The following is a 16778-nucleotide window of genomic DNA, read 5'->3' as shown; positions in this document are numbered from 1 at the left end:
GTCCAGCCGGTCAGTTCGCGGGTGCGACTTCGAATTGGTCCATCGGCACGAAATTCGGTTCGCTTCGCCCGGTCCATTCGCTGACGAGGCAGCCGCTTTGCGCGTCGAACTGCGCGCCATAGCTCATGTCACCGACCAGCTCTGGCAGCTCGAACGCCGCGCAGACGCGCCAGTGACGATCGTCGATGCGGGTATAGGTGTAAGCTTCGCCCGTCGCGGGATTGTCGGCCGGAGGCGGGGACGGACACAGATCAGTGATTTGCGGCGCATCGGGCAGGCGCCCGGTATCCGCGGCCTGACATTCGATATTCCGGTTGATCGCGCGCAAATCCTCAAGCCGCTGCTCGTCCCGGTTTTCCTGTCGCGCGCGGATCGGACCGCCGCCGACCATCAATCCGGCGATGACAGCGATTGCCGCGCATGCGCCGATGGCCGTGACTGCCACGCCCCATTGCCGGGCAGGTGAGGGGTCCGCCGCATCCTCGTTCAGTTCGTCGCGGTAATAGGCAAAGACAAGCCCTGCGACGCCCGCGACGATCAGCGCCTTGATCGTGAAGCGCAGCGTCATGTCACCATCGAGCAGCGCATAGACTGTCGCCACCAGATCGCCAAGCAGACTGATCGTCGCAAGCAGGAGTGTGACCGAGGCAACCCATTTGCGCACCAGCGAGCGGCGGTGCCCCTGATCGGCTGCGCTTCGCCGCTGGATCGCGCGGTTCAAAAGCAGGAATGCCGGTGTGAAGGCGATCAGCGCGGATATCGGCCAACGCATATAGGCGTACCGATATGGCCTGATCCGGTCAGGATCGGGTAACAGCGCGTCGGTCAGCCGGAACCCGAGCATGACGAGATGAATGGCGACCACGCCAAGCGAAATGAAAAGCAGTCCATAAACGAGCGCCTCGCGCGCAGACACATAGGGGCGGGGTCGCGGAACGGGGGGCAGCCCTTCGGCGCTGATCCAGCCGTCAAGAGCATTGGTGCGTTCGCGTTCGGACCAGCCCGCCGACTGCAGCGCCGCGTCGATCTCGGCGCGGCTGCGTCCAGATTGAAGCGCGGCGTGGACAAATTCAGTGATCTGTTCGGAAGGGCGCATGTCTGTCCTTTTGCCGTCAGCAGGCCAAATCGCGCTGCAATCGGCAAGGCAAAAAAATTTCCGAAAGGCAGATTTTTCTGCTTGCACCCCCCGTCCGCGTAACCTAAATCACCCCTCACCGGCGGCCAAGGCTACCGGACAGAAACGGATGCGGGCGTAGCTCAGGGGTAGAGCATAACCTTGCCAAGGTTAGGGTCGTGAGTTCGAATCTCATCGCCCGCTCCAGTTTCTCAGGCAAAAAGACCAGGCTTCGGCCTGGTCTTTTGCGTTTCTTCCTTTGGCATGATGCCTGGGAGGATTGCGCGCGGCGGTGGGTCTTAGTCGCTGGCTTCGATCGCCAGGGCGTGGATTCGCGGGACGATATCGCCCAGTGTGCGGTGAATCAGGCGGTGACGCTCGACCCGGCTGAGATCGCCAAGCGTGGGTGCGGCGATCCGGACCCGGAAATGCGTCTGGCCCCCCTCGCGCCAGCCCGAATGCCCTTGGTGCTGCTCGCTTTCGTCCAGCACTTCCAGCCGCGTCGGCTGAAGGGCCTGCAACCTTTCGCGCATCTCATCGGCAATCATTCGATCCTCCCCCTTTTATCCGGTGCGAAATAGATTAGACTGCTGAACCCGAGAAGAACAAGGCGCGCAAATGAGTAACGAAGACCCATTCGGTTTCGATCTTTCGGCCAAAACAGATAAGAAACGCAGGACCAAGGGGCGTCGCGGCATGACTGGCGCGTTCGAGACCTCGACCCGGATCTGCGACAAGGAAGGCTGCGAGGAGCCGGGGCAGTACCGTGCGCCGAAGAATCCGCGCAACCTCGATGACTATTTCTGGTTCTGCAAGGATCACGTCCGCGAATACAACCAGAACTGGAATTATTTTCAGGGCCAGTCGGAAGAGGAATTTCAGGCCTTTCTGGATAACGCGACCGTATGGGAGCGTCCGACAAAGCCGTTCAATCGCGGCGTTCAGGAACAGGCATGGGCACGGCATGGAATCAGCGACCCGATGGAGATCCTCGGCTCGAACGGCACCGATCCGTCGGTCCGCGCCACCGCCGCGCGCCGCAAGCTACCACCGACCGAGCGCCGGGCGCTGGATATTCTTGAAGCGCAGGACAGCTGGACACGGACAGAGATCCGGAAGCAATACAAGGCGCTGGTGAAGGTTCTTCATCCTGACATGAATGGTGGCGACCGCTCTGACGAAGAGCGGCTGGCCGAGGTTGTCTGGGCCTGGGACCAGATCAAGGAAAGCCGCCATTTCCGGGATTGATCGCTGAGGCAAACGAAAACGGCGCCCCGGATCGAGACGCCGTTTTGCCTGCTATGCTGACGCGCCGGCCGGATCAGGCCTGCACTTCCTCAATCCGCAATTCGACCGGCTCTTCCGCAATGACGCCGGTTTTCGGCAATTCGGCGATCGCATGGTCAATCGCGTCGGGCGTGGTCTTGTGGGTCACGATCAGAACCGGGGCCGGGCCGTCTTCGTGATCGTATTGCCGCATTCGGTGGATCGAGATCCCGGCATCGCCAAGCACGGTCGCCACCTTCGCCAATGCGCCCGGTTTGTCCAGCAGGGCGAGGCGCAGGTAATAGGCGGCGGGCACCGCTGTTCGTGCGGGCTGCGCGCGGGTCAGGCGGCTGGCGGGCTGGCTGAAAACCGGCACCCGAACGCCGCGAGCCAGTTCCACGACATCGGACATCACCGCGCTTGCGGTCGGGCCTTCGCCGGCGCCCGCGCCGCGCAGGACGATCTGGCCGACGCTGTCCCCCTCGATCACCACCATATTGGTGCCGCCCTGCAATTGCCCGAGCGGGCTTTCTGCCGGGACGAGGCAGGGCGACATGCGCTGTTCAAGCCCGCGCGCGGTCATCTGGGCCACACCCAGAAGCTTGATGCGATAGCCCATATCGGCGGCGCGGCGGATATCGTCGATGCTGACACGCTCGATCCCCTCGATCTCGACACCGTCGAAAGCGACCTGGGTGCCGAAGGCGATCGACGACAGGATCGCCAGTTTATGGCTCGCGTCGATGCCGCCCACATCCAGTGTCGGATCAGCCTCCAGATAGCCGAGCTGGCGGGCTTCCTCGAACACGTCCTCGTAGGGCAGGCCGGCACTTTCCATCCGGGTCAGGATATAATTGCAGGTGCCGTTCATCACGCCCATGACGCGGCCGATGCGGTTGCCCGCCAGCGATTCGGTCATTGTCTTGATGACAGGGATACCGCCCGCGACGGCGGCTTCGAAGCGGATGACGCGGCCATTTGCCTCGGCCAGTTCGGCCAGTTCCTGACCATGCATCGCCAGCAATGCCTTGTTCGCGGTGATGACATCCTTGCCGTTCTTCAGCGCGAGTTCGACCGACTCGCGGGCGGTGCCGCTGTCGCCACCGATCAGTTCGACATAGATGTCGACGTCATCGCGCGTCGCCAGCTCGTTCGGGTCGTCGACCCATTCATAGCTCGAAAGGTCGGCGTCGCGATTTTTCATTCGGTCGCGGGCGCTGACGGCCGTGATCGCGACCTCGCGTCCGGAACGCGCCGACAGCAGGTCGGCATGCTTCTGAATGATCTTGACGACACCGATCCCGACGGTGCCAAGCCCGGCGATGCCGAGCCGAATGGGGGCGGACATGAAAGCCTCTCGTCTGACGTGACGGCGTGTTAGCGCGGCCAGCCCGTCGTTGCAACGCGCCTGCGCAAAAGGCGGGACCAGAAAAGCCTGATGGAGGCTGGTGCGATGATTGTCCCGGAGGACAACTTTTCGTTCCGACGCCGTTCGATCTGCGGCCGGCGTTCAGTCCCTGTCCTGATGCGCGTCGTCTTCGTCGTTTCCGACCCATTCGCCTTCGATCCCGGTCGCGCGCATGATCGACACGATACGTGCCGCGACGTCCAGCGTTTCCTCGCGGATCGCGGTGATGTCGCTGGCCTGAAGATCATCGGGGAAAGTCTCGCCCTTCGTGTTCAGGAATGACGGATGCCAATGGCCGTCCTTCGCGCCGGGTTTCCAGGACGCGTGGCACAGAAGGTTGCGGTTCTGGCGGATACGACGCAACTCTGTCGCAAGCTTGTCTCGGCCACGGGCCTGCCGGCGCTGCGCCTGCTTGATGAATTGGTCGATCAGCGTGCCGAGCGTGTCGTCCGCAATATCCTCCATCCGCTGCAGGAAGGACGCGACGGCGCGGTCGTCGGGCTTTTTCCCAAGACCTTCCAGCGAAAGCGAGAAGATGGCCCGCTTCAATGCCTCTTCCAAGAAGCCGAAACCGGCGATGGCGTGGCCAAGTTCTGCGGCGAAATCGGCGGGAAGGCGGGCAGGGGATCGAGGCATGGACATGCGCGATTCCTACTTCAGCTTTCGGGGAATGTCTGCACCATGAATCTCTGCTTGATACGGTTGCCGGGATGCGGTCGCGCTACGGGACACGAAGCCCTTCTTTCCCTTTTGGTCAAAGCGCCTATATGAAAAGGGCAGGGAAGGTGCCGATGAAGAATGCGTTGACGATCACATTGATTTTCATCTCGGTCGCGGCGATGGGGCCGGGGCGCGAAATGCAGGCACCGTCGCGCGTCAACCCGCCCTCGCCGGCAGAGGTCGACGCGATGCAGGCCGCGCGCAACGCTGAAAACGCGCCGCCCGCCGCAGTGTCCGACAGCACGCTGCATATCGTCGAAGCGACCGAGGTCACGCCCGATTCGCTTCTGTGGCAGGCGCGTCCCGTTGTCGTCTTTGCCGATACCGCCGCCGATCCTGCCTTTCTGACCCAGATCCGGTCGCTGCAGGGCCTTCCGGCACCGCTGATCGAACGTGACGTGATTGTTATCACCGATACAGACCCTGCCGCGGCAAGCGAATGGCGGCGCAACCTGCATCCTCGGGGATTTTCGCTGGTTATCATCGACAAGGACGGCCAGGTGAAGCAGCGCAAACCCGTTCCGTGGAGCGTGCGCGAGATTTCGCGCGCAATCGACAAGTTTCCGTTGCGTCGAGAGGAAATTGGTCGCGCCGGCCTCGGGCCGTAATTTCGCGGGACAAAACCGCAGAATCTTGCGTAATCGCGCCAGAATACTTATAATATGAGTATCAGGAATGGGAGTAAGCAGATGTCTGCCCTTTACACGCCAAAGCCGATCAAGGTTCGCACCGGCCCCCGGCCGGGTTACTGATCCGGACCTGAAATCAGCGCCGTTCCGTCCATATTGGACCGGATCGCCGATAATGCGCCTTCGCCCAGTTCGATGGCGCCAAGCTTCATCGAAATATAATCACGATACATCGCCGCGGCACGCGCATTCCCGACGCGTGCGGTATCGAGCGCGCGCAGATCGGTTATCATCGCCCCGATCGCGTTCAACTGGCTGTAATACAGAACGACAGGATCGACCGTATCGCGCGGCAGGACGTGTATCTCGCTGACGATCGCGCGAAAGATCGCATCGTTATGCTCGGTCGGGATGACCGGGAAATAACCTTCCTCCGCTTCGATCCGGTCGGCGATATGGCCGCCATATTCGGCGATCTGATCCCGCTCCAGCACGGCCAGATAGGCCCTGATCTCGGCAAAAAGGGCGCGCTGCACATCGCGCACCCGCTCGGCGCGCTGCTTGGCGTCCCGCTTGCGGCTTTGCCATGCGACCACCCACCAGCCCGCCGCCAGAAACAGGCCCGCGATCATCGCGGATTGCGCCTGCGGCGAAAGGATCTGATCGAGAGGCGGGGTCATCAGGTTACGTCTGTCATCTGTCGGAACGGGTGTCCGTTGCTTCTAGCGCATTGCGACTGACAGCGGCAATGGAAAGCGCCCGCGAGCCGGAAGCTCGCGGGCGCTTAATGTCCATGAAGGCGAGCGCCCGTTACTGGCAGAGACGGACGTCGTTGCACAGCGCGCCAGCAGCAGCGCCGATCGCTGCGCCTTTATAGACGTCGCTTTCCTTCTTGCCGCCGACATGGGCGATGGTCGCGCCAGCAGCGGCGCCGATGGCCGCGCGGTCAACATCGGTCGGGTTGATGTTCTGGGTGCAGCCGGCCAGGCCGACAGTGACGATAGCGGCCAGAGCCGGGATGGTCAGTTTACGCATGGTTCCTGTTCCTGAAAAAGGACGCAGACATCAGCCCGCGTCCCGTGGATGAGTTGGTAAGGATGCCGGAATGGTCCGGCTTACTGGCAGACGCGCGCGTCGTCGCACAGCGCGCCAGCGGCAGCGCCGAGAACCGCGCCGGTCCCGATATCTTCGTCAAAGGCTTTTGCGGCGACGGCGCCCGCGCCGGCACCGACAAGGGCGCGCTGCGCATCGGGCGACATGCCGGTGCCATAAGGGTCATTCGCGCAGGCCGAAAGCGCTGCGACGGCGAAGATGGCGCCAGCCAGGCGGAGAGAGGTCTTGATCTGCATATTACACTGCCTTCTGTTCAGTTAGCCCTTTAACGGGCATGTGTCGTTGCAACGCCAAATTGCCACAAACGTTCACTCCCGAAAACTGACAAGGACGTGAAAAGGTTACGGGCGGCACTTGACCGCCTATATATTTTCGTAATCTTCGGATTCATCGTCGTCCCAGTCGTCATTCCAGTCGTCGTCCTGCTCGGATTCGTCGGCATCGGTTGCGAAGATTTCCGGGAAATTGGCCTCGGCTTTCTTCATGTCGATGCGGAAAAGCTGTTCGTAGGATGTCGGGTCCAGCTTTCCTACCGCGAGGACCTCTCGGCCAAGCAGCCATGACAGCCGCCCTGCGTCGAGATTTCCCCTTTCGAACTCGTCTTCACCGAAATGGTCGATCAACGCAGCCAGAAATCCGGCATCTGCGCGCCGGTCAGCGGGACTGCGGTCGCGGAAGCGTTCGCGCGCGGCAAGCTTGGTCGCGCCCTTGGAATTGGCCCGGCGGATGGTGAACTGATAGTCGGTCGAGGGCAGGCGGGACGGAAAGCCGCGATGTTTCTGCATATCGGTCCTTCGGTTGCTGACCCGCGCTCAACCGCAGCTTACCGTTCCGGGCTGCGGCACACGGGCGGACACGCCGCCCGTGCGATAGGCGTCACGGAAACTCAGTTGGCGCCGTACTTGCCCTGATAGACCGGCTCGACCGAGACGGCGGCCGGGGTGGTGACCACTTCCGGCTGACGCGGTTGGCAAGCGGCCAGGATACCCACGGCGATGAGGGCAAGCGCGATATTCTTCGACATTGTCTGCTCCTGTAAGCGGGGTTTGACTACCCCTTTTTGTCAGTGGTTGTCGCACGCATTGCGCGGACGGCCTGATTCTACGAAGGAATTCCGTGTCGCGATAGGCAGCCAATTCGGGCGTCGGCGTGTCGCCGCCGATCTGTGGCAGGCTTGCATCAGCCTGTCAGAAAGGTTCCCAGACGCATTCGTCGCGGTCGGGCGGCAGGCTGAAGGCTTCGAACAGCTGGACTGCGCCGCTTTCCAGATCGCCAGATGCCGTCGCCCTGTCAGACAGCGAGATGACGATTTCCGTCGGGCGGGGCGCGGGGCTTGCGATGCGCGGCAGCACGTATTCCTCGCACAGCCAGACGATGTCGTCATGCATCGGATCGCGGAACAGGATGTCGGGCGCAGGCGGCAATGCCACGCCATCGTCTTCGGCGACAATGTAGGCGTCGGCGGCCTCCTCGGCATTCTGGAACGAGATCACCGGCGCCAGATCAAGCTCCTGCGCAGATATCAGCCCATCATCGACCGCCCCGCTTAAAATAGCTGCACCGCCGGCACCTTCGCTGCTGGCCAGGTCAGAAAGCGCCGCCATGTCTTCCTCGGTCAGGTTATCCATCGGCGCGGGTTCAGCCATTGGCACAAGGTCAGCGAGATCGGGCGCGACGAAGCGAAAGCGATATGTCAGACCATGCGCACCCGGCACGCCGTGGATGGTTTCCTGCCAATAGATCGGCTGCCCGGACGGCACGGGCAAAGGGATCTGTGTGACATCCTCTGCCAGGGCGGCAGTGGCGATAAAGGGAAAGATGATCCGGGCAGTGGCGTTCAGGACTGTCATGGCGAAGGGGTGTGGGTGTTCCGGTCGGGTCCCGGCAAGGGACAGAATGATGCACGGCACGCTTGCAGCCGCGATTCGGGCGGGGTGCCGGCGCTGCGATCAAAGATTGCGACGCCGGTACTCGTGGGTAAATCGATGCGGATTGGCCGCTGATCCTCAAGCCGGTGATGGCGAAAAATTTTCGGATGTTGCAACTCTGCATGCTCCCCCGACCCTCGGCGCTTGACCTGAGCCGGTCGATGGAGGAAAGCAGCAGCATGGTTTTGAAGATCGACCTTTCGGCCCTGAAGGCCAATTACCGTGCCTTGTCGGGGCTTGCGTCGGGCGCGCGCGCCGCTGGTGTCGTCAAGGCCAACGGCTATGGTCTGGACGCCGCCACCGTCTCGGCAGCGCTGGCAGAGGCTGGCGCACAGGACTTCTTCGTGGCCTTGGCGTCAGAAGCGCCTGCGGTGCGGAGCGCGGTCGGTGGGAAGGCGCGGATATTCGTGCTTTCGGGGCATATGTCCGGTGCCGATCCGGGCGACGCGATCCCGGTTCTGAACAGCCCCGAGCAGTATTTCCGCGACCGCGCGACCCGACCCGGACGGCCGTTCGCCATCCAGCTCGACAGCGGAATGAACCGTCTCGGGTTCGAGCCGGACGAATGGGCCGCCCTGAAGGCAGAAATCCTCTCCGCCGGGCCAGAGCTTGTGATGTCGCATCTGGCCTGCGCGGATGAGCCGGATCACCCGATGAACGCCCGCCAACTTGGTGCTTTTCGCGCCATGACCGATGGCATCGGCGTTCCGCGCAGCCTGTCAGCGACGGGCGGCATTCTGCTGGGTGCGGAATATCACTTCGATCTCGTGCGTCCGGGCATCGGCCTTTACGGCGGTCTGCCATTTGCCGACGCGCTGCCGGTGGTCAGCCTGTCGCTGCCCGTCGTCCAGACGCGCGAGGTTCAGCCCGGAGAGTCGGTGGGCTATTCGAACAGCTGGACGGCCAGCCACGCGACCCGCGTGGCCACGGTGGCGGCGGGCTATGCCGACGGCATTCACCGCACGCTTTCGTCGGACGGCGCGCGTCCCCGCATCTATCTTTACGCGGGCGACGTCGCCTGTCCTTTGATCGGCCGCGTGTCCATGGACCTGATAACCGCCGACATTTCGGCGCTGAGCGATGTTCCGGACGCGCTCGACCTGATTTCTGCGGCCCAGCCGGTTGACGCGGTCGCCGATGCGATGGGCACAATCGGCTACGAGGTGCTGACTTCGCTCGGCCAACGCTACGAACGCATCGCGCAATGATCTCTGCCAGACCCGTATCGCTGACCGGACGGGCAGCGCTTGGCGTGGCGCGGCTGGTCGGGCGCGTGGCACTTTTCGCCAGTCGAAGCCTTTTCATGGTGCCGGAGCCAAGGGAATTTCTGCGCCAGCTTATCCAGATCGGCTGGCTCTCGCTGCCCGTGGTCGGACTGACAGCGCTGTTCACTGGCGCGGCGCTCGCCCTGCAAATGTATTCCGGCGGAGAGCGCTTTGCAGCGGGCGACGTGATGCCTGCGGTCGTTGCGATTGGAATGGCGCGCGAACTCGGTCCCGTTCTTGGCGGGCTGATGGTCGCGGCGCGCGTCGCCTCCTCTATCGCGGCCGAGATCGGGACGATGCGCGTGACCGAACAGATTGACGCGCTTGTCACCCTGTCGGCGGACCCCAGGCGCCATCTGGTCACACCCCGGCTTTGGGCGGCAATCCTTGCGGTGCCGATGCTGGTCGGGGTGGGCGACGTGATCGGGATCATGGGCGGCTGGCTTGTCGGGACGCAGTCTCTCGGCTTCACCTCTGCGGCGTACCTGAAGGGAAGCTGGTCATTCCTTGAAAGCTGGGACGTGATTTCCGGTTTGCTGAAGGGCGCGGTCTTCGGGCTGATCGTGGCGCTGTCGGGTTGTTGGTTCGGCATCAATGCCGGTCGCGGCGCAGCCGGGGTCGGCCGTGCCACGAAATACGCGGTGGTTGTCGCGGCTGTCGGCATTTTCGCGGCGAATTTCGCGCTGACCGGGCTGTTTTTCGGATGACCGCAGCGCTTGAAGCCCGTGATCTGCGCAAATCCTTTGACGGGCAGACGGTCCTTGACGGGGTGAACCTTGCCGTCGCGCCGGGCGAAAGTCTGGTCGTGATCGGGCAGTCCGGCACCGGCAAGTCGGTGCTTCTCAAATGCATTCTCGGGCTTGAAGTGCCCGATTCAGGGCAGACGCTTTGGGAAGGTGCGCCGCTGACGCGAACCAGTCGCGCCCGCTTCCTGGACAGTTTCGGGATGCTGTTTCAGGGCGCTGCTTTGTTCGACAGCCTGACGGTCTGGCAGAATGTTGCCTTCCGGCTGCGTAAAACCCTGGGCGAGCAGGCCGCCCGCCGCGTTGCGGTCGAGAAGCTGGCCCGCGTCGGTCTTGGCCCCGAAGTGGCCGACCTGTTCCCGGCGGCGCTTTCAGGCGGAATGGCAAAGCGGGCGGGCCTTGCGCGCGCCATCGCCGCCGATCCGAAAATCATCTTCTTTGACGAGCCGACAACCGGGCTGGACCCGATCCGGGCGGCGCGCATTAACACGCTCATCCGGGACATCGTGACCGAAACCGGCGCGACCGCGATCACGATCACGCATGACATGACCACGGTGCGCAGCGTCGCCGACCGTGTCGCGATGCTGTCAGGCGGACGCGTCCACTGGCAGGGCGACGTCGCGCAGATGGACGCCGCGACAGATCGTCATGTTCATGACTTCATCCGCGGCATCTGGCGCGGCTGAGCGGCCGGGACTGTGAAACTTTTGCGACAGCGGCGCAGTTTTAACAGCAACCACTTGTGCAAACCCGTCACGCACCCCACGATGGGGGTGCTGACAAACCGGAGACCTCATTGGGCCTGACTCCCACCGCACCCGATACCGCCGCGCAATCCGCCATGCAGGGCGAGACGCTTCTGGAATTCCCCGATAACCGGCTGCTGATCGAGCTATGCGGCCCCGCCGATTCGCACCTCGCGCAGATCGAGGCGGCGCTTCATGTGCATATCCTGCGTCGCGGCAACCTTCTGGCCGTGGTCGGCCCGCAAGCCGCGCGCGAAGAAACCGCCCAGCTTCTGCAGGCGCTTTATGCCCGGCTGGAGCAGGGGCGCCCGGTCGCTGCCGCGGAAATAGACGCCGCACTGCGTATGGGACCAGAGGCAGAGCCAGCCTCTCGTTCGCCGGACGAGCAGCTTGAAATGTTCAGCTCCGGTCCGATCGAACTGCGAACCCGTAAGAAAACGGTGGAACCCCGGACCGAGGCGCAGAAGGACTATGTCCGCAACCTGTTCGCCAATGAGATGGCCTTTGGCATCGGCCCGGCCGGTACCGGGAAGACATATCTCGCGGTCGCGGTCGGCGTAACGATGCTGATCGGCGGCCATGTCGACCGAATCATCCTGTCGCGCCCGGCGGTGGAGGCAGGCGAAAGGCTGGGCTTTTTGCCCGGCGACATGAAAGAGAAAGTCGATCCTTATATGCAGCCGCTTTATGACGCGCTGAACGATTTTCTGCCTGGCAAGCAGCTTGCGAAGCTGATGGAGGAAAAGCGCATCGAGATCGCGCCACTTGCCTTCATGCGCGGGCGCACGCTGTCCAACGCATTCGTGGTTCTGGACGAGGCGCAAAACGCTTCGACCATGCAGATGAAGATGTTCCTGACCCGTCTGGGCGAAGGCTCGCGCATGGTCATCACCGGCGACCGCAGTCAGATCGACCTTCCGCGCGGCATGCAGTCTGGACTGGTCGATGCCGAGCGTATTCTTGGCGGCATAAAAGGCATAAGCTTCAATTACTTCACGGCGAAGGATGTGGTGCGCCATCATCTGGTCGCGCGGGTGATCGAAGCGTATGACGCTGCGGATGCCGAAGCGTTGGCGCGCGGTGAGGATCAGGCGCAGGGAAACTATCCGCCGCGCCGCGCACCCGGAAGCTCTGTCCGTAGTCAGGGACGCGGGCAGGGACGCGATAATGGCTGAGATCGACACTGTCATCGAGGACCACAGATGGGCCGCTGCCGGGCTTGATATGTTGGCCGAACGTGCAGGGCGCGCGACACTTTCATGGCTCGGGATGGATGCGGATATTGTCGTTATGGGCTGCGACGATGCGCGCATCGCTGATCTGAACCGCGATTTCCGCGACAAGCCGCAACCAACGAATGTGTTGTCATGGCCCACAGTCGAGCATGTCGATCATGCGCCGGGCGCGCATCCGCCGCGCCCCGATATCGACGAACTGGGCGATATCGCCATCGCCTTCGAAACCTGCGAGCGCGAGGCGAAGGCGCAGGACAAGCGGTTTGACGCTCATGTGACGCATCTTCTTGTCCATGCCATTTTACATCTGGCGGGCTATGACCATCTGAACGACGCTGATGCCGAGACAATGGAAGCGGCAGAGCGCGAAATTCTTCTGCCACTCGGCATTAACGACCCCTATCTGGAGAGGGCATAATGAACAGCGATCCATCCCGAAGTCCCACCCCCGTCGCCGATGTCGGGGCCGATCCAGCAGGATGGGCCGACGGCGTAGGCGGCGAGGGACGCGATCTGCCAGCCTCACGCGGTTTTCTGGGGCGGCTTTTCGGGGCTTTTTCGGGCGGCGAGGAGGCTGGCTTAGACATGGATGCCAGCGCGCCGAATGCCGTCGTGCCGGGGATGGTCAATCTGCGTCGGATGCGGGTCGACGATGTCGCGATCCCCAAGGTCGAAATCGTCGCCGCGCCGGTCACTGCAACGCTGGACGAACTGGTGGATATGTTTCGCGAGCATGGCTTCTCGCGAATACCGGTGTTCAGGGGAACATTGGACAGCCCGATGGGACTTGTCCATCTGAAGGATCTGGCGCTGAAGCACGGCTTTGGCAGTAAGCCGGGCGGCAAGTTCAGCCTGCGCCCGATGCTGCGACCGCTTCTTTACGTGCCGCCGTCCATGCCGATTGGCGTGCTTCTGCAACAGATGCAGAAAGAGCGTATTCATATGGCGCTGGTGATCGACGAATATGGCGGCGTCGATGGGCTTGTCACGATCGAGGATCTGATCGAGCAGGTGATCGGCGAGATCGAGGATGAGCATGACGAGGTGGAAGGTGGCCTGTGGCTGGCTGAAAAGCCCGGCCAGTGGCTGATTCAGGCGCGTGCGCCGCTTGATGAACTGGAGCGAGAGACGGGCCTGCGGCTTGCCCCCGGCGAAGAAGAGGAGATCGACACGCTTGGCGGCCTGATCTTCACGCTTGTAGGTCGGGTGCCTGTCAGGGGCGAGGTGATCCCCCATGTTTCTGGCGCGGAGTTCGATATCGTCGACGCCGACCCGCGTCGCGTCAAGCGCGTCCGTTTGCGCCTGCCATCGCAGATGTCCGATAAAGTCAGGGCAGACGCGAACTGACGGGCCGGAAATATCGGCGCGAATTCGGCCAGCTTCGGGTCAGTAACTGCGAATGAGCCCCACGAGCCGGCCCTGAACGCGGATTTTGTCTTCCGGCAGTATCCGCGTCTCATAGGCCGGGTTCGCGGCTTCAAGCGCGATCATCGCGCCCTTGCGGCGATAATATTTCAGCGTCGCCTCATGCTCATCAACAAGGGCCACCACGATGTCACCGTTTTGCGCGCTGTCCTGTTCACGGATGACCACGACATCGCCATCATTGATCCCGGCTTCGATCATCGAATCGCCCTTCACCTCCAGCGCGTAATGGTTTTCGCGGCCCGAAAGCATGCTGCCGGGCACCGAGATATGGTGCGATACTTCTGAAATCGCCTCGATCGGAACGCCTGCGGCGATGCGGCCCATGACCGGAAGTTCCATCGCATGCGCCTGAACATCCATTGCGCCGCGCGGTGGGGCAGCGGGCCGATTGCCTTCGATAACCTTGGGCGCAAATCCAGAGGCAGAGCCGGCGAGCGTTTCGGGCAGGCGGACAATTTCAAGTGCCCGCGCACGGTGCGGCAACCGGCGGATGAAGCCGCGTTCTTCCAGGGCGGTGACAAGGCGGTGAATGCCGGATTTCGACCGCAGATCAAGCGCAACCTTCATTTCATCGAATGAGGGCGGAACACCGTCACGCGCCATTCGCTTCTGAATGAACTCGAGCAGCTCGATCTGTTTCTTCGTCAGCATGTTCTGGCCCTGTTGCTTCGGTGTTCGATTAATGTTCTGACATAACTTGCCATACCGGTCAACAGAATGAGGGCAGAAGCGTAAAAATCGGGTTAATCGAATGGAATGAATTCGACGTATTCCCCCGCTTTGCGCGGGCCGTCATTCGGCTTCCGCACAAGCAGGGCATCCGCCTGCGCCAGCAACCCGACGCGCGCGGAATCCTGATCTTCAAACGGCGTGATCACGGGGACGCCATCGCGCATCGACAGCGCCGCGCGCAGGTAATGCTGGCGGTCGCCCTCGGGCGGCAGATCGCGGCCGAGCTCGGCGCGACGCAGGCGCGATATTGGCCCCAGACCCAGCATCGCGCGAATAAGGGGGCGAATGAATATTTCAGCGCAAACCATCGCGGACACAGGGTTTCCGGGCAGCCCAATCATTGCGGAGCCGCCGATCTTCCCGGCGATCAGCGGTTTTCCGGGCCGCATGGCAATCTTGTAGAAGGCGCGCTCCATACCAGCGTTTTCGGTTACTTTGCCGATCAGGTCGTGATCGCCGACAGATGCGCCGCCGATCGTCACGATCAGATCCGCGCCCGCCGCGCGCTCGAAACTGTCTTTCAGGCTAGCCTCTGAATCCCCGGCGATCGGCAGAATGACTGTCTCGGCCCCCTCTCGACGCGCGAGTGCGCCAATAGCGATGTCGTTCGAGCTGACAATCTGGCCAGCGGCGGGCGTGCTGCCGGGCGGCACCAACTCGTCCCCGCCGGGCAGGATCACGACTTTCGGGCGTCGCGTGACAGCGATCTGCGCGACATTCATCGACGCGATCAGGCCCAAATCGCGCGGGGTAAGCGGGCGTCGCGGGAAAAACTCGGAACCTTCGGCAAAATCAGTTGCATGGAGGCGTATATTATCGCCTGTCTGGGGGGCAGTGACGCGGATGTCATCGCCCTGTCGCGACACGTTTTCCTGAATCACCACGCAATCATATGCGCCGGGAACGGCCGCACCTGTCGAGATCCGCACCGCTGTTCCGGGCGCGGCATCGCCATCCCATGGCCGGCCGGCAGCGGATTCACCAACCACGCGAAGTGTCTCGCCCATTTCGTCGCGGCGTATCGCGTACCCGTCCATCGCCGAGGCGTCGAAGGGGGGCTGGCTCAGCCTTGCGCGCACGGGCATGCTCAACACGCGACCAAGCCCATCCTGAACTTTCACTTCTTCGGTGGAAAGCGGACCGGAAAGGGCAAGAACGCATTCAAGCGCTTCGTCAACCGTAATCATTTCGCCTCGTAATCACCTGATTTACCGCCTGACTTTCGCAGCAGGCGGATGCCGTCGATGCGCATGTCCTTCTCGGCCGCCTTGAGCATGTCGTAAATGGTCAGGCAGGCCACCGATACGGCGGTAAGGGCTTCCATCTCCACCCCCGTCTTGCCGGCCGTCCGCAACCTTGCGGTCACGCGAATTCCGGGCAAGTCCGCGTCAGGCACGAGATCGAGCGCGACGCGCGTTATCGGCAGCGGGTGACAAAGCGGAATAAGATCGGATGTGCGCTTCGCGGCCATGATCCCGGCGATGCGCGCGACGCCCAATACATCGCCCTTCGCCGCGCCACCTTCGGCGAGAGCCAGCGTTTCGGGCCGCATAAGAACGACACCCTCGGCGACGGCCTCTCGGTCAGTCACGGATTTATCTGATATATCGACCATATGTGCCTGACCTTGCTGGTCAAAATGCGTCAGGCTCATGCGGCACCGAGGATCTGCCGGGTCGCTGCGGTGACATCCTGCTTTCGCATGAGGCTTTCACCGATCAGGAAACGTCTTGCGCCGGCGCGGGCCATACGGTCGAGATCCGCGACCTCGAAAAGCCCGCTTTCACAGACGATGTGGCGGTCCTTGGGGATCAGCGGTGCGAGATGCTCGGTCACGGCAATATCAAGCTCGAAGGTCTTGAGATTGCGGTTGTTTATCCCGACAAGCGGTGATTTCAGGCGCAGCGCTCGGTCCAGTTCCGCACGGTTGTGAACCTCGATCAGCGCGTCCATCCCCCAGCTTGCGGCGGCGTCCTCCAGCTCGGCGGCAAGCGTATCATCGACAGACGCCATGATGATCAGGATCGCATCTGCGCCCCAGCTTCGCGCCTCGGCGACCTGATAGGTGTCGTACAGAAAATCCTTGCGCAACACCGGCAGATCGCAGGCATTGCGGGCGGCAGTCAGGAATTCCGGCGCCCCCTGAAAACTGGGCCGGTCAGTCAGCACCGAAAGGCAGGCCGCACCGCCTGCCTGATAGGCCCGCGCCAGCGCAGGTGGGTCGAAATCTTCGCGGATAAGGCCGCGCGACGGGCTTGCCTTCTTGATTTCAGCGATAAGCCCATAGCCTGTCACGGCCTTGGCACCAAGCGCATTGGCGAATCCGCGCGGCGCACTTTCGGCACGCGCGATGCTCTCGATTTCCGAAAGCGGGCGCTCTGCCTTCGCGGCCGCGATTTCGTCGAGCTTGTAGCTTTTGATCTTGTCCAGAATGGTCATGGGCGGACC

General features: G+C 62.5%; 22 protein-coding genes and 1 tRNA gene. 9 read left to right on the top strand and 14 right to left on the bottom strand.

Translation table 11 applies throughout. The annotated features are described in order from the left end of the window. Positions 1 to 10: 10 nt before the first annotated feature. On the bottom strand, positions 11 to 1096 hold the full coding sequence (locus FQV27_RS18800) for a DUF5671 domain-containing protein (protein WP_186827194.1): 1086 nt from the start codon (positions 1094 to 1096) through the stop codon (positions 11 to 13). A gap of 150 nt (positions 1097 to 1246) precedes the next feature. On the opposite strand from FQV27_RS18800, the gene FQV27_RS03115 reads away from it, so the two are divergent. Further along, positions 1247 to 1321 (top strand) — tRNA-Gly (locus FQV27_RS03115). Between the two features lie 92 nt (positions 1322 to 1413). On the opposite strand, the gene FQV27_RS03110 is transcribed toward FQV27_RS03115, so the two are convergent. Next, positions 1414 to 1662 carry a BolA family protein gene (locus tag FQV27_RS03110; protein ID WP_147096341.1) on the bottom strand — a complete coding sequence of 83 codons (249 nt, stop codon included), beginning with the start codon at positions 1660 to 1662 and terminating at the stop codon, positions 1414 to 1416. A 70-nt stretch (positions 1663 to 1732) separates the two neighbouring features. On the opposite strand from FQV27_RS03110, the gene FQV27_RS03105 reads away from it, so the two are divergent. Continuing rightward, on the top strand, positions 1733 to 2362 hold the full coding sequence (locus FQV27_RS03105; protein ID WP_147096340.1) for a J domain-containing protein: 630 nt from the start codon (positions 1733 to 1735) through the stop codon (positions 2360 to 2362). A gap of 73 nt (positions 2363 to 2435) precedes the next feature. Here FQV27_RS03105 and FQV27_RS03100 read toward each other — a convergent pair whose 3' ends face one another. Both FQV27_RS03100 and FQV27_RS03095 read right to left on the bottom strand, forming a co-directional pair. After that, positions 2436 to 3728, bottom strand: coding sequence for a homoserine dehydrogenase (locus FQV27_RS03100; protein WP_147096339.1), 1293 nt, complete (start codon positions 3726 to 3728; stop codon positions 2436 to 2438). Positions 3729 to 3890: 162 nt separating this feature from the next. Further along, on the bottom strand, positions 3891 to 4430 hold the full coding sequence (locus FQV27_RS03095; protein ID WP_147096338.1) for a hypothetical protein: 540 nt from the start codon (positions 4428 to 4430) through the stop codon (positions 3891 to 3893). A gap of 149 nt (positions 4431 to 4579) precedes the next feature. Here FQV27_RS03095 and FQV27_RS03090 point away from each other — a divergent pair, with 149 nt between their 5' ends. Beyond that, positions 4580 to 5116: a DUF4174 domain-containing protein gene (locus FQV27_RS03090; RefSeq protein WP_147096337.1), complete on the top strand. Its 537-nt coding sequence runs from the start codon at positions 4580 to 4582 to the stop codon at positions 5114 to 5116. A gap of 137 nt (positions 5117 to 5253) precedes the next feature. On the opposite strand, the gene FQV27_RS03085 is transcribed toward FQV27_RS03090, so the two are convergent. The 6 genes from FQV27_RS03085 to FQV27_RS03065 form a co-directional block, all read right to left on the bottom strand. Further along, positions 5254 to 5817 (bottom strand): hypothetical protein, encoded by a 564-nt coding sequence (locus FQV27_RS03085; protein ID WP_147096336.1) that lies wholly within the window; start codon positions 5815 to 5817, stop codon positions 5254 to 5256. Between the two features lie 130 nt (positions 5818 to 5947). Further along, positions 5948 to 6172 (bottom strand): YMGG-like glycine zipper-containing protein, encoded by a 225-nt coding sequence (locus FQV27_RS03080; protein ID WP_147096335.1) that lies wholly within the window; start codon positions 6170 to 6172, stop codon positions 5948 to 5950. An 80-nt stretch (positions 6173 to 6252) separates the two neighbouring features. Next, positions 6253 to 6486, bottom strand: coding sequence for a hypothetical protein (locus FQV27_RS03075; RefSeq protein WP_147096334.1), 234 nt, complete (start codon positions 6484 to 6486; stop codon positions 6253 to 6255). Positions 6487 to 6612: 126 nt separating this feature from the next. Continuing rightward, positions 6613 to 7035: a hypothetical protein gene (locus FQV27_RS03070; RefSeq protein ID WP_147096333.1), complete on the bottom strand. Its 423-nt coding sequence runs from the start codon at positions 7033 to 7035 to the stop codon at positions 6613 to 6615. 101 nt (positions 7036 to 7136) lie between these two features. Further along, positions 7137 to 7274 (bottom strand): hypothetical protein, encoded by a 138-nt coding sequence (locus FQV27_RS18795; protein WP_186827193.1) that lies wholly within the window; start codon positions 7272 to 7274, stop codon positions 7137 to 7139. Positions 7275 to 7437: 163 nt separating this feature from the next. After that, a complete protein-coding gene (locus tag FQV27_RS03065; protein WP_147096332.1) occupies positions 7438 to 8100 on the bottom strand; it encodes a DUF6497 family protein in 663 nt (220 codons plus the stop codon). Between the two features lie 239 nt (positions 8101 to 8339). On the opposite strand from FQV27_RS03065, the gene alr reads away from it, so the two are divergent. From alr to FQV27_RS03035, 6 genes are all read left to right on the top strand, one after another. Beyond that, positions 8340 to 9386, top strand: coding sequence for an alanine racemase (gene alr, locus FQV27_RS03060; RefSeq protein ID WP_246133005.1), 1047 nt, complete (start codon positions 8340 to 8342; stop codon positions 9384 to 9386). Further along, positions 9383 to 10150: an MlaE family ABC transporter permease gene (locus tag FQV27_RS03055; protein ID WP_147096330.1), complete on the top strand. Its 768-nt coding sequence runs from the start codon at positions 9383 to 9385 to the stop codon at positions 10148 to 10150. The genes alr and FQV27_RS03055 overlap by 4 nt, the downstream gene beginning before the upstream one ends. Beyond that, positions 10147 to 10875, top strand: a complete 729-nt coding sequence (locus tag FQV27_RS03050; protein ID WP_147096329.1) for an ABC transporter ATP-binding protein — start codon at positions 10147 to 10149, stop codon at positions 10873 to 10875. Before FQV27_RS03055 ends, FQV27_RS03050 begins: the two co-directional genes overlap by 4 nt. Before the next feature lie 155 nt (positions 10876 to 11030). After that, positions 11031 to 12110 carry a PhoH family protein gene (locus FQV27_RS03045; protein ID WP_147096842.1) on the top strand — a complete coding sequence of 360 codons (1080 nt, stop codon included), beginning with the start codon at positions 11031 to 11033 and terminating at the stop codon, positions 12108 to 12110. Beyond that, positions 12103 to 12588, top strand: coding sequence for an rRNA maturation RNase YbeY (gene ybeY, locus FQV27_RS03040; RefSeq protein WP_147096328.1), 486 nt, complete (start codon positions 12103 to 12105; stop codon positions 12586 to 12588). Before FQV27_RS03045 ends, ybeY begins: the two co-directional genes overlap by 8 nt. Then, positions 12588 to 13517 carry a hemolysin family protein gene (locus FQV27_RS03035; protein WP_147096327.1) on the top strand — a complete coding sequence of 310 codons (930 nt, stop codon included), beginning with the start codon at positions 12588 to 12590 and terminating at the stop codon, positions 13515 to 13517. Before ybeY ends, FQV27_RS03035 begins: the two co-directional genes overlap by 1 nt. 39 nt (positions 13518 to 13556) lie before the next feature. Here FQV27_RS03035 and lexA read toward each other — a convergent pair whose 3' ends face one another. The 4 genes from lexA to trpC all read right to left on the bottom strand — a co-directional run bounded on the left by lexA (position 13557) and on the right by trpC (position 16769). Further along, the gene (gene lexA / locus FQV27_RS03030) at positions 13557 to 14249 is read right to left on the bottom strand and encodes a transcriptional repressor LexA (RefSeq protein ID WP_147096326.1); all 693 of its coding nucleotides are present in this window, start codon (positions 14247 to 14249) and stop codon (positions 13557 to 13559) included. 92 nt (positions 14250 to 14341) lie between these two features. Beyond that, positions 14342 to 15517, bottom strand: a complete 1176-nt coding sequence (locus FQV27_RS03025; protein ID WP_147096325.1) for a molybdopterin molybdotransferase MoeA — start codon at positions 15515 to 15517, stop codon at positions 14342 to 14344. Beyond that, positions 15514 to 15984 (bottom strand): cyclic pyranopterin monophosphate synthase MoaC, encoded by a 471-nt coding sequence (gene moaC, locus FQV27_RS03020; RefSeq protein ID WP_147096324.1) that lies wholly within the window; start codon positions 15982 to 15984, stop codon positions 15514 to 15516. Before moaC ends, FQV27_RS03025 begins: the two co-directional genes overlap by 4 nt. Continuing rightward, positions 15981 to 16769, bottom strand: coding sequence for an indole-3-glycerol phosphate synthase TrpC (trpC, locus tag FQV27_RS03015; protein ID WP_147096323.1), 789 nt, complete (start codon positions 16767 to 16769; stop codon positions 15981 to 15983). The genes moaC and trpC overlap by 4 nt, the downstream gene beginning before the upstream one ends. Positions 16770 to 16778: the final 9 nt, after the last annotated feature.

Origin of the sequence: Paracoccus aurantiacus (assembly GCF_007993065.1) — a bacterium.
Lineage (GTDB): Bacteria > Pseudomonadota > Alphaproteobacteria > Rhodobacterales > Rhodobacteraceae > Paracoccus > Paracoccus aurantiacus.
The sequence above is the reverse complement of the archived record's forward strand: the minus strand, read 5'-3'. Positions and strand labels throughout refer to the sequence as shown.

Excerpts from the sequence above, each read along its gene's own strand:
- FQV27_RS03045 (WP_147096842.1), top strand. The coding sequence starts at position 11,031 with ATGCAGGGCGAGACGCTTCTGGAATTCCCCGATAACCGGCTGCTGATC.
- FQV27_RS03085 (WP_147096336.1), bottom strand. The coding sequence starts at position 5,817 with ATGACCCCGCCTCTCGATCAGATCCTTTCGCCGCAGGCGCAATCCGCG.
- trpC (WP_147096323.1), bottom strand. The coding sequence starts at position 16,769 with ATGACCATTCTGGACAAGATCAAAAGCTACAAGCTCGACGAAATCGCG.
- FQV27_RS18795 (WP_186827193.1), bottom strand. The coding sequence starts at position 7,274 with ATGTCGAAGAATATCGCGCTTGCCCTCATCGCCGTGGGTATCCTGGCC.
- FQV27_RS03090 (WP_147096337.1), top strand. The coding sequence starts at position 4,580 with ATGAAGAATGCGTTGACGATCACATTGATTTTCATCTCGGTCGCGGCG.
- FQV27_RS03055 (WP_147096330.1), top strand. The coding sequence starts at position 9,383 with ATGATCTCTGCCAGACCCGTATCGCTGACCGGACGGGCAGCGCTTGGC.
- FQV27_RS03065 (WP_147096332.1), bottom strand. The coding sequence starts at position 8,100 with ATGACAGTCCTGAACGCCACTGCCCGGATCATCTTTCCCTTTATCGCC.
- FQV27_RS03100 (WP_147096339.1), bottom strand. The coding sequence starts at position 3,728 with ATGTCCGCCCCCATTCGGCTCGGCATCGCCGGGCTTGGCACCGTCGGG.
- FQV27_RS03110 (WP_147096341.1), bottom strand. The coding sequence starts at position 1,662 with ATGATTGCCGATGAGATGCGCGAAAGGTTGCAGGCCCTTCAGCCGACG.
- FQV27_RS03080 (WP_147096335.1), bottom strand. The coding sequence starts at position 6,172 with ATGCGTAAACTGACCATCCCGGCTCTGGCCGCTATCGTCACTGTCGGC.
- alr (WP_246133005.1), top strand. The coding sequence starts at position 8,340 with ATGGAGGAAAGCAGCAGCATGGTTTTGAAGATCGACCTTTCGGCCCTG.
- FQV27_RS18800 (WP_186827194.1), bottom strand. The coding sequence starts at position 1,096 with ATGCGCCCTTCCGAACAGATCACTGAATTTGTCCACGCCGCGCTTCAA.
- FQV27_RS03070 (WP_147096333.1), bottom strand. The coding sequence starts at position 7,035 with ATGCAGAAACATCGCGGCTTTCCGTCCCGCCTGCCCTCGACCGACTAT.
- FQV27_RS03105 (WP_147096340.1), top strand. The coding sequence starts at position 1,733 with ATGAGTAACGAAGACCCATTCGGTTTCGATCTTTCGGCCAAAACAGAT.
- ybeY (WP_147096328.1), top strand. The coding sequence starts at position 12,103 with ATGGCTGAGATCGACACTGTCATCGAGGACCACAGATGGGCCGCTGCC.
- FQV27_RS03095 (WP_147096338.1), bottom strand. The coding sequence starts at position 4,430 with ATGTCCATGCCTCGATCCCCTGCCCGCCTTCCCGCCGATTTCGCCGCA.
- FQV27_RS03075 (WP_147096334.1), bottom strand. The coding sequence starts at position 6,486 with ATGCAGATCAAGACCTCTCTCCGCCTGGCTGGCGCCATCTTCGCCGTC.
- moaC (WP_147096324.1), bottom strand. The coding sequence starts at position 15,984 with ATGAGCCTGACGCATTTTGACCAGCAAGGTCAGGCACATATGGTCGAT.
- lexA (WP_147096326.1), bottom strand. The coding sequence starts at position 14,249 with ATGCTGACGAAGAAACAGATCGAGCTGCTCGAGTTCATTCAGAAGCGA.
- FQV27_RS03025 (WP_147096325.1), bottom strand. The coding sequence starts at position 15,517 with ATGATTACGGTTGACGAAGCGCTTGAATGCGTTCTTGCCCTTTCCGGT.
- FQV27_RS03035 (WP_147096327.1), top strand. The coding sequence starts at position 12,588 with ATGAACAGCGATCCATCCCGAAGTCCCACCCCCGTCGCCGATGTCGGG.
- FQV27_RS03050 (WP_147096329.1), top strand. The coding sequence starts at position 10,147 with ATGACCGCAGCGCTTGAAGCCCGTGATCTGCGCAAATCCTTTGACGGG.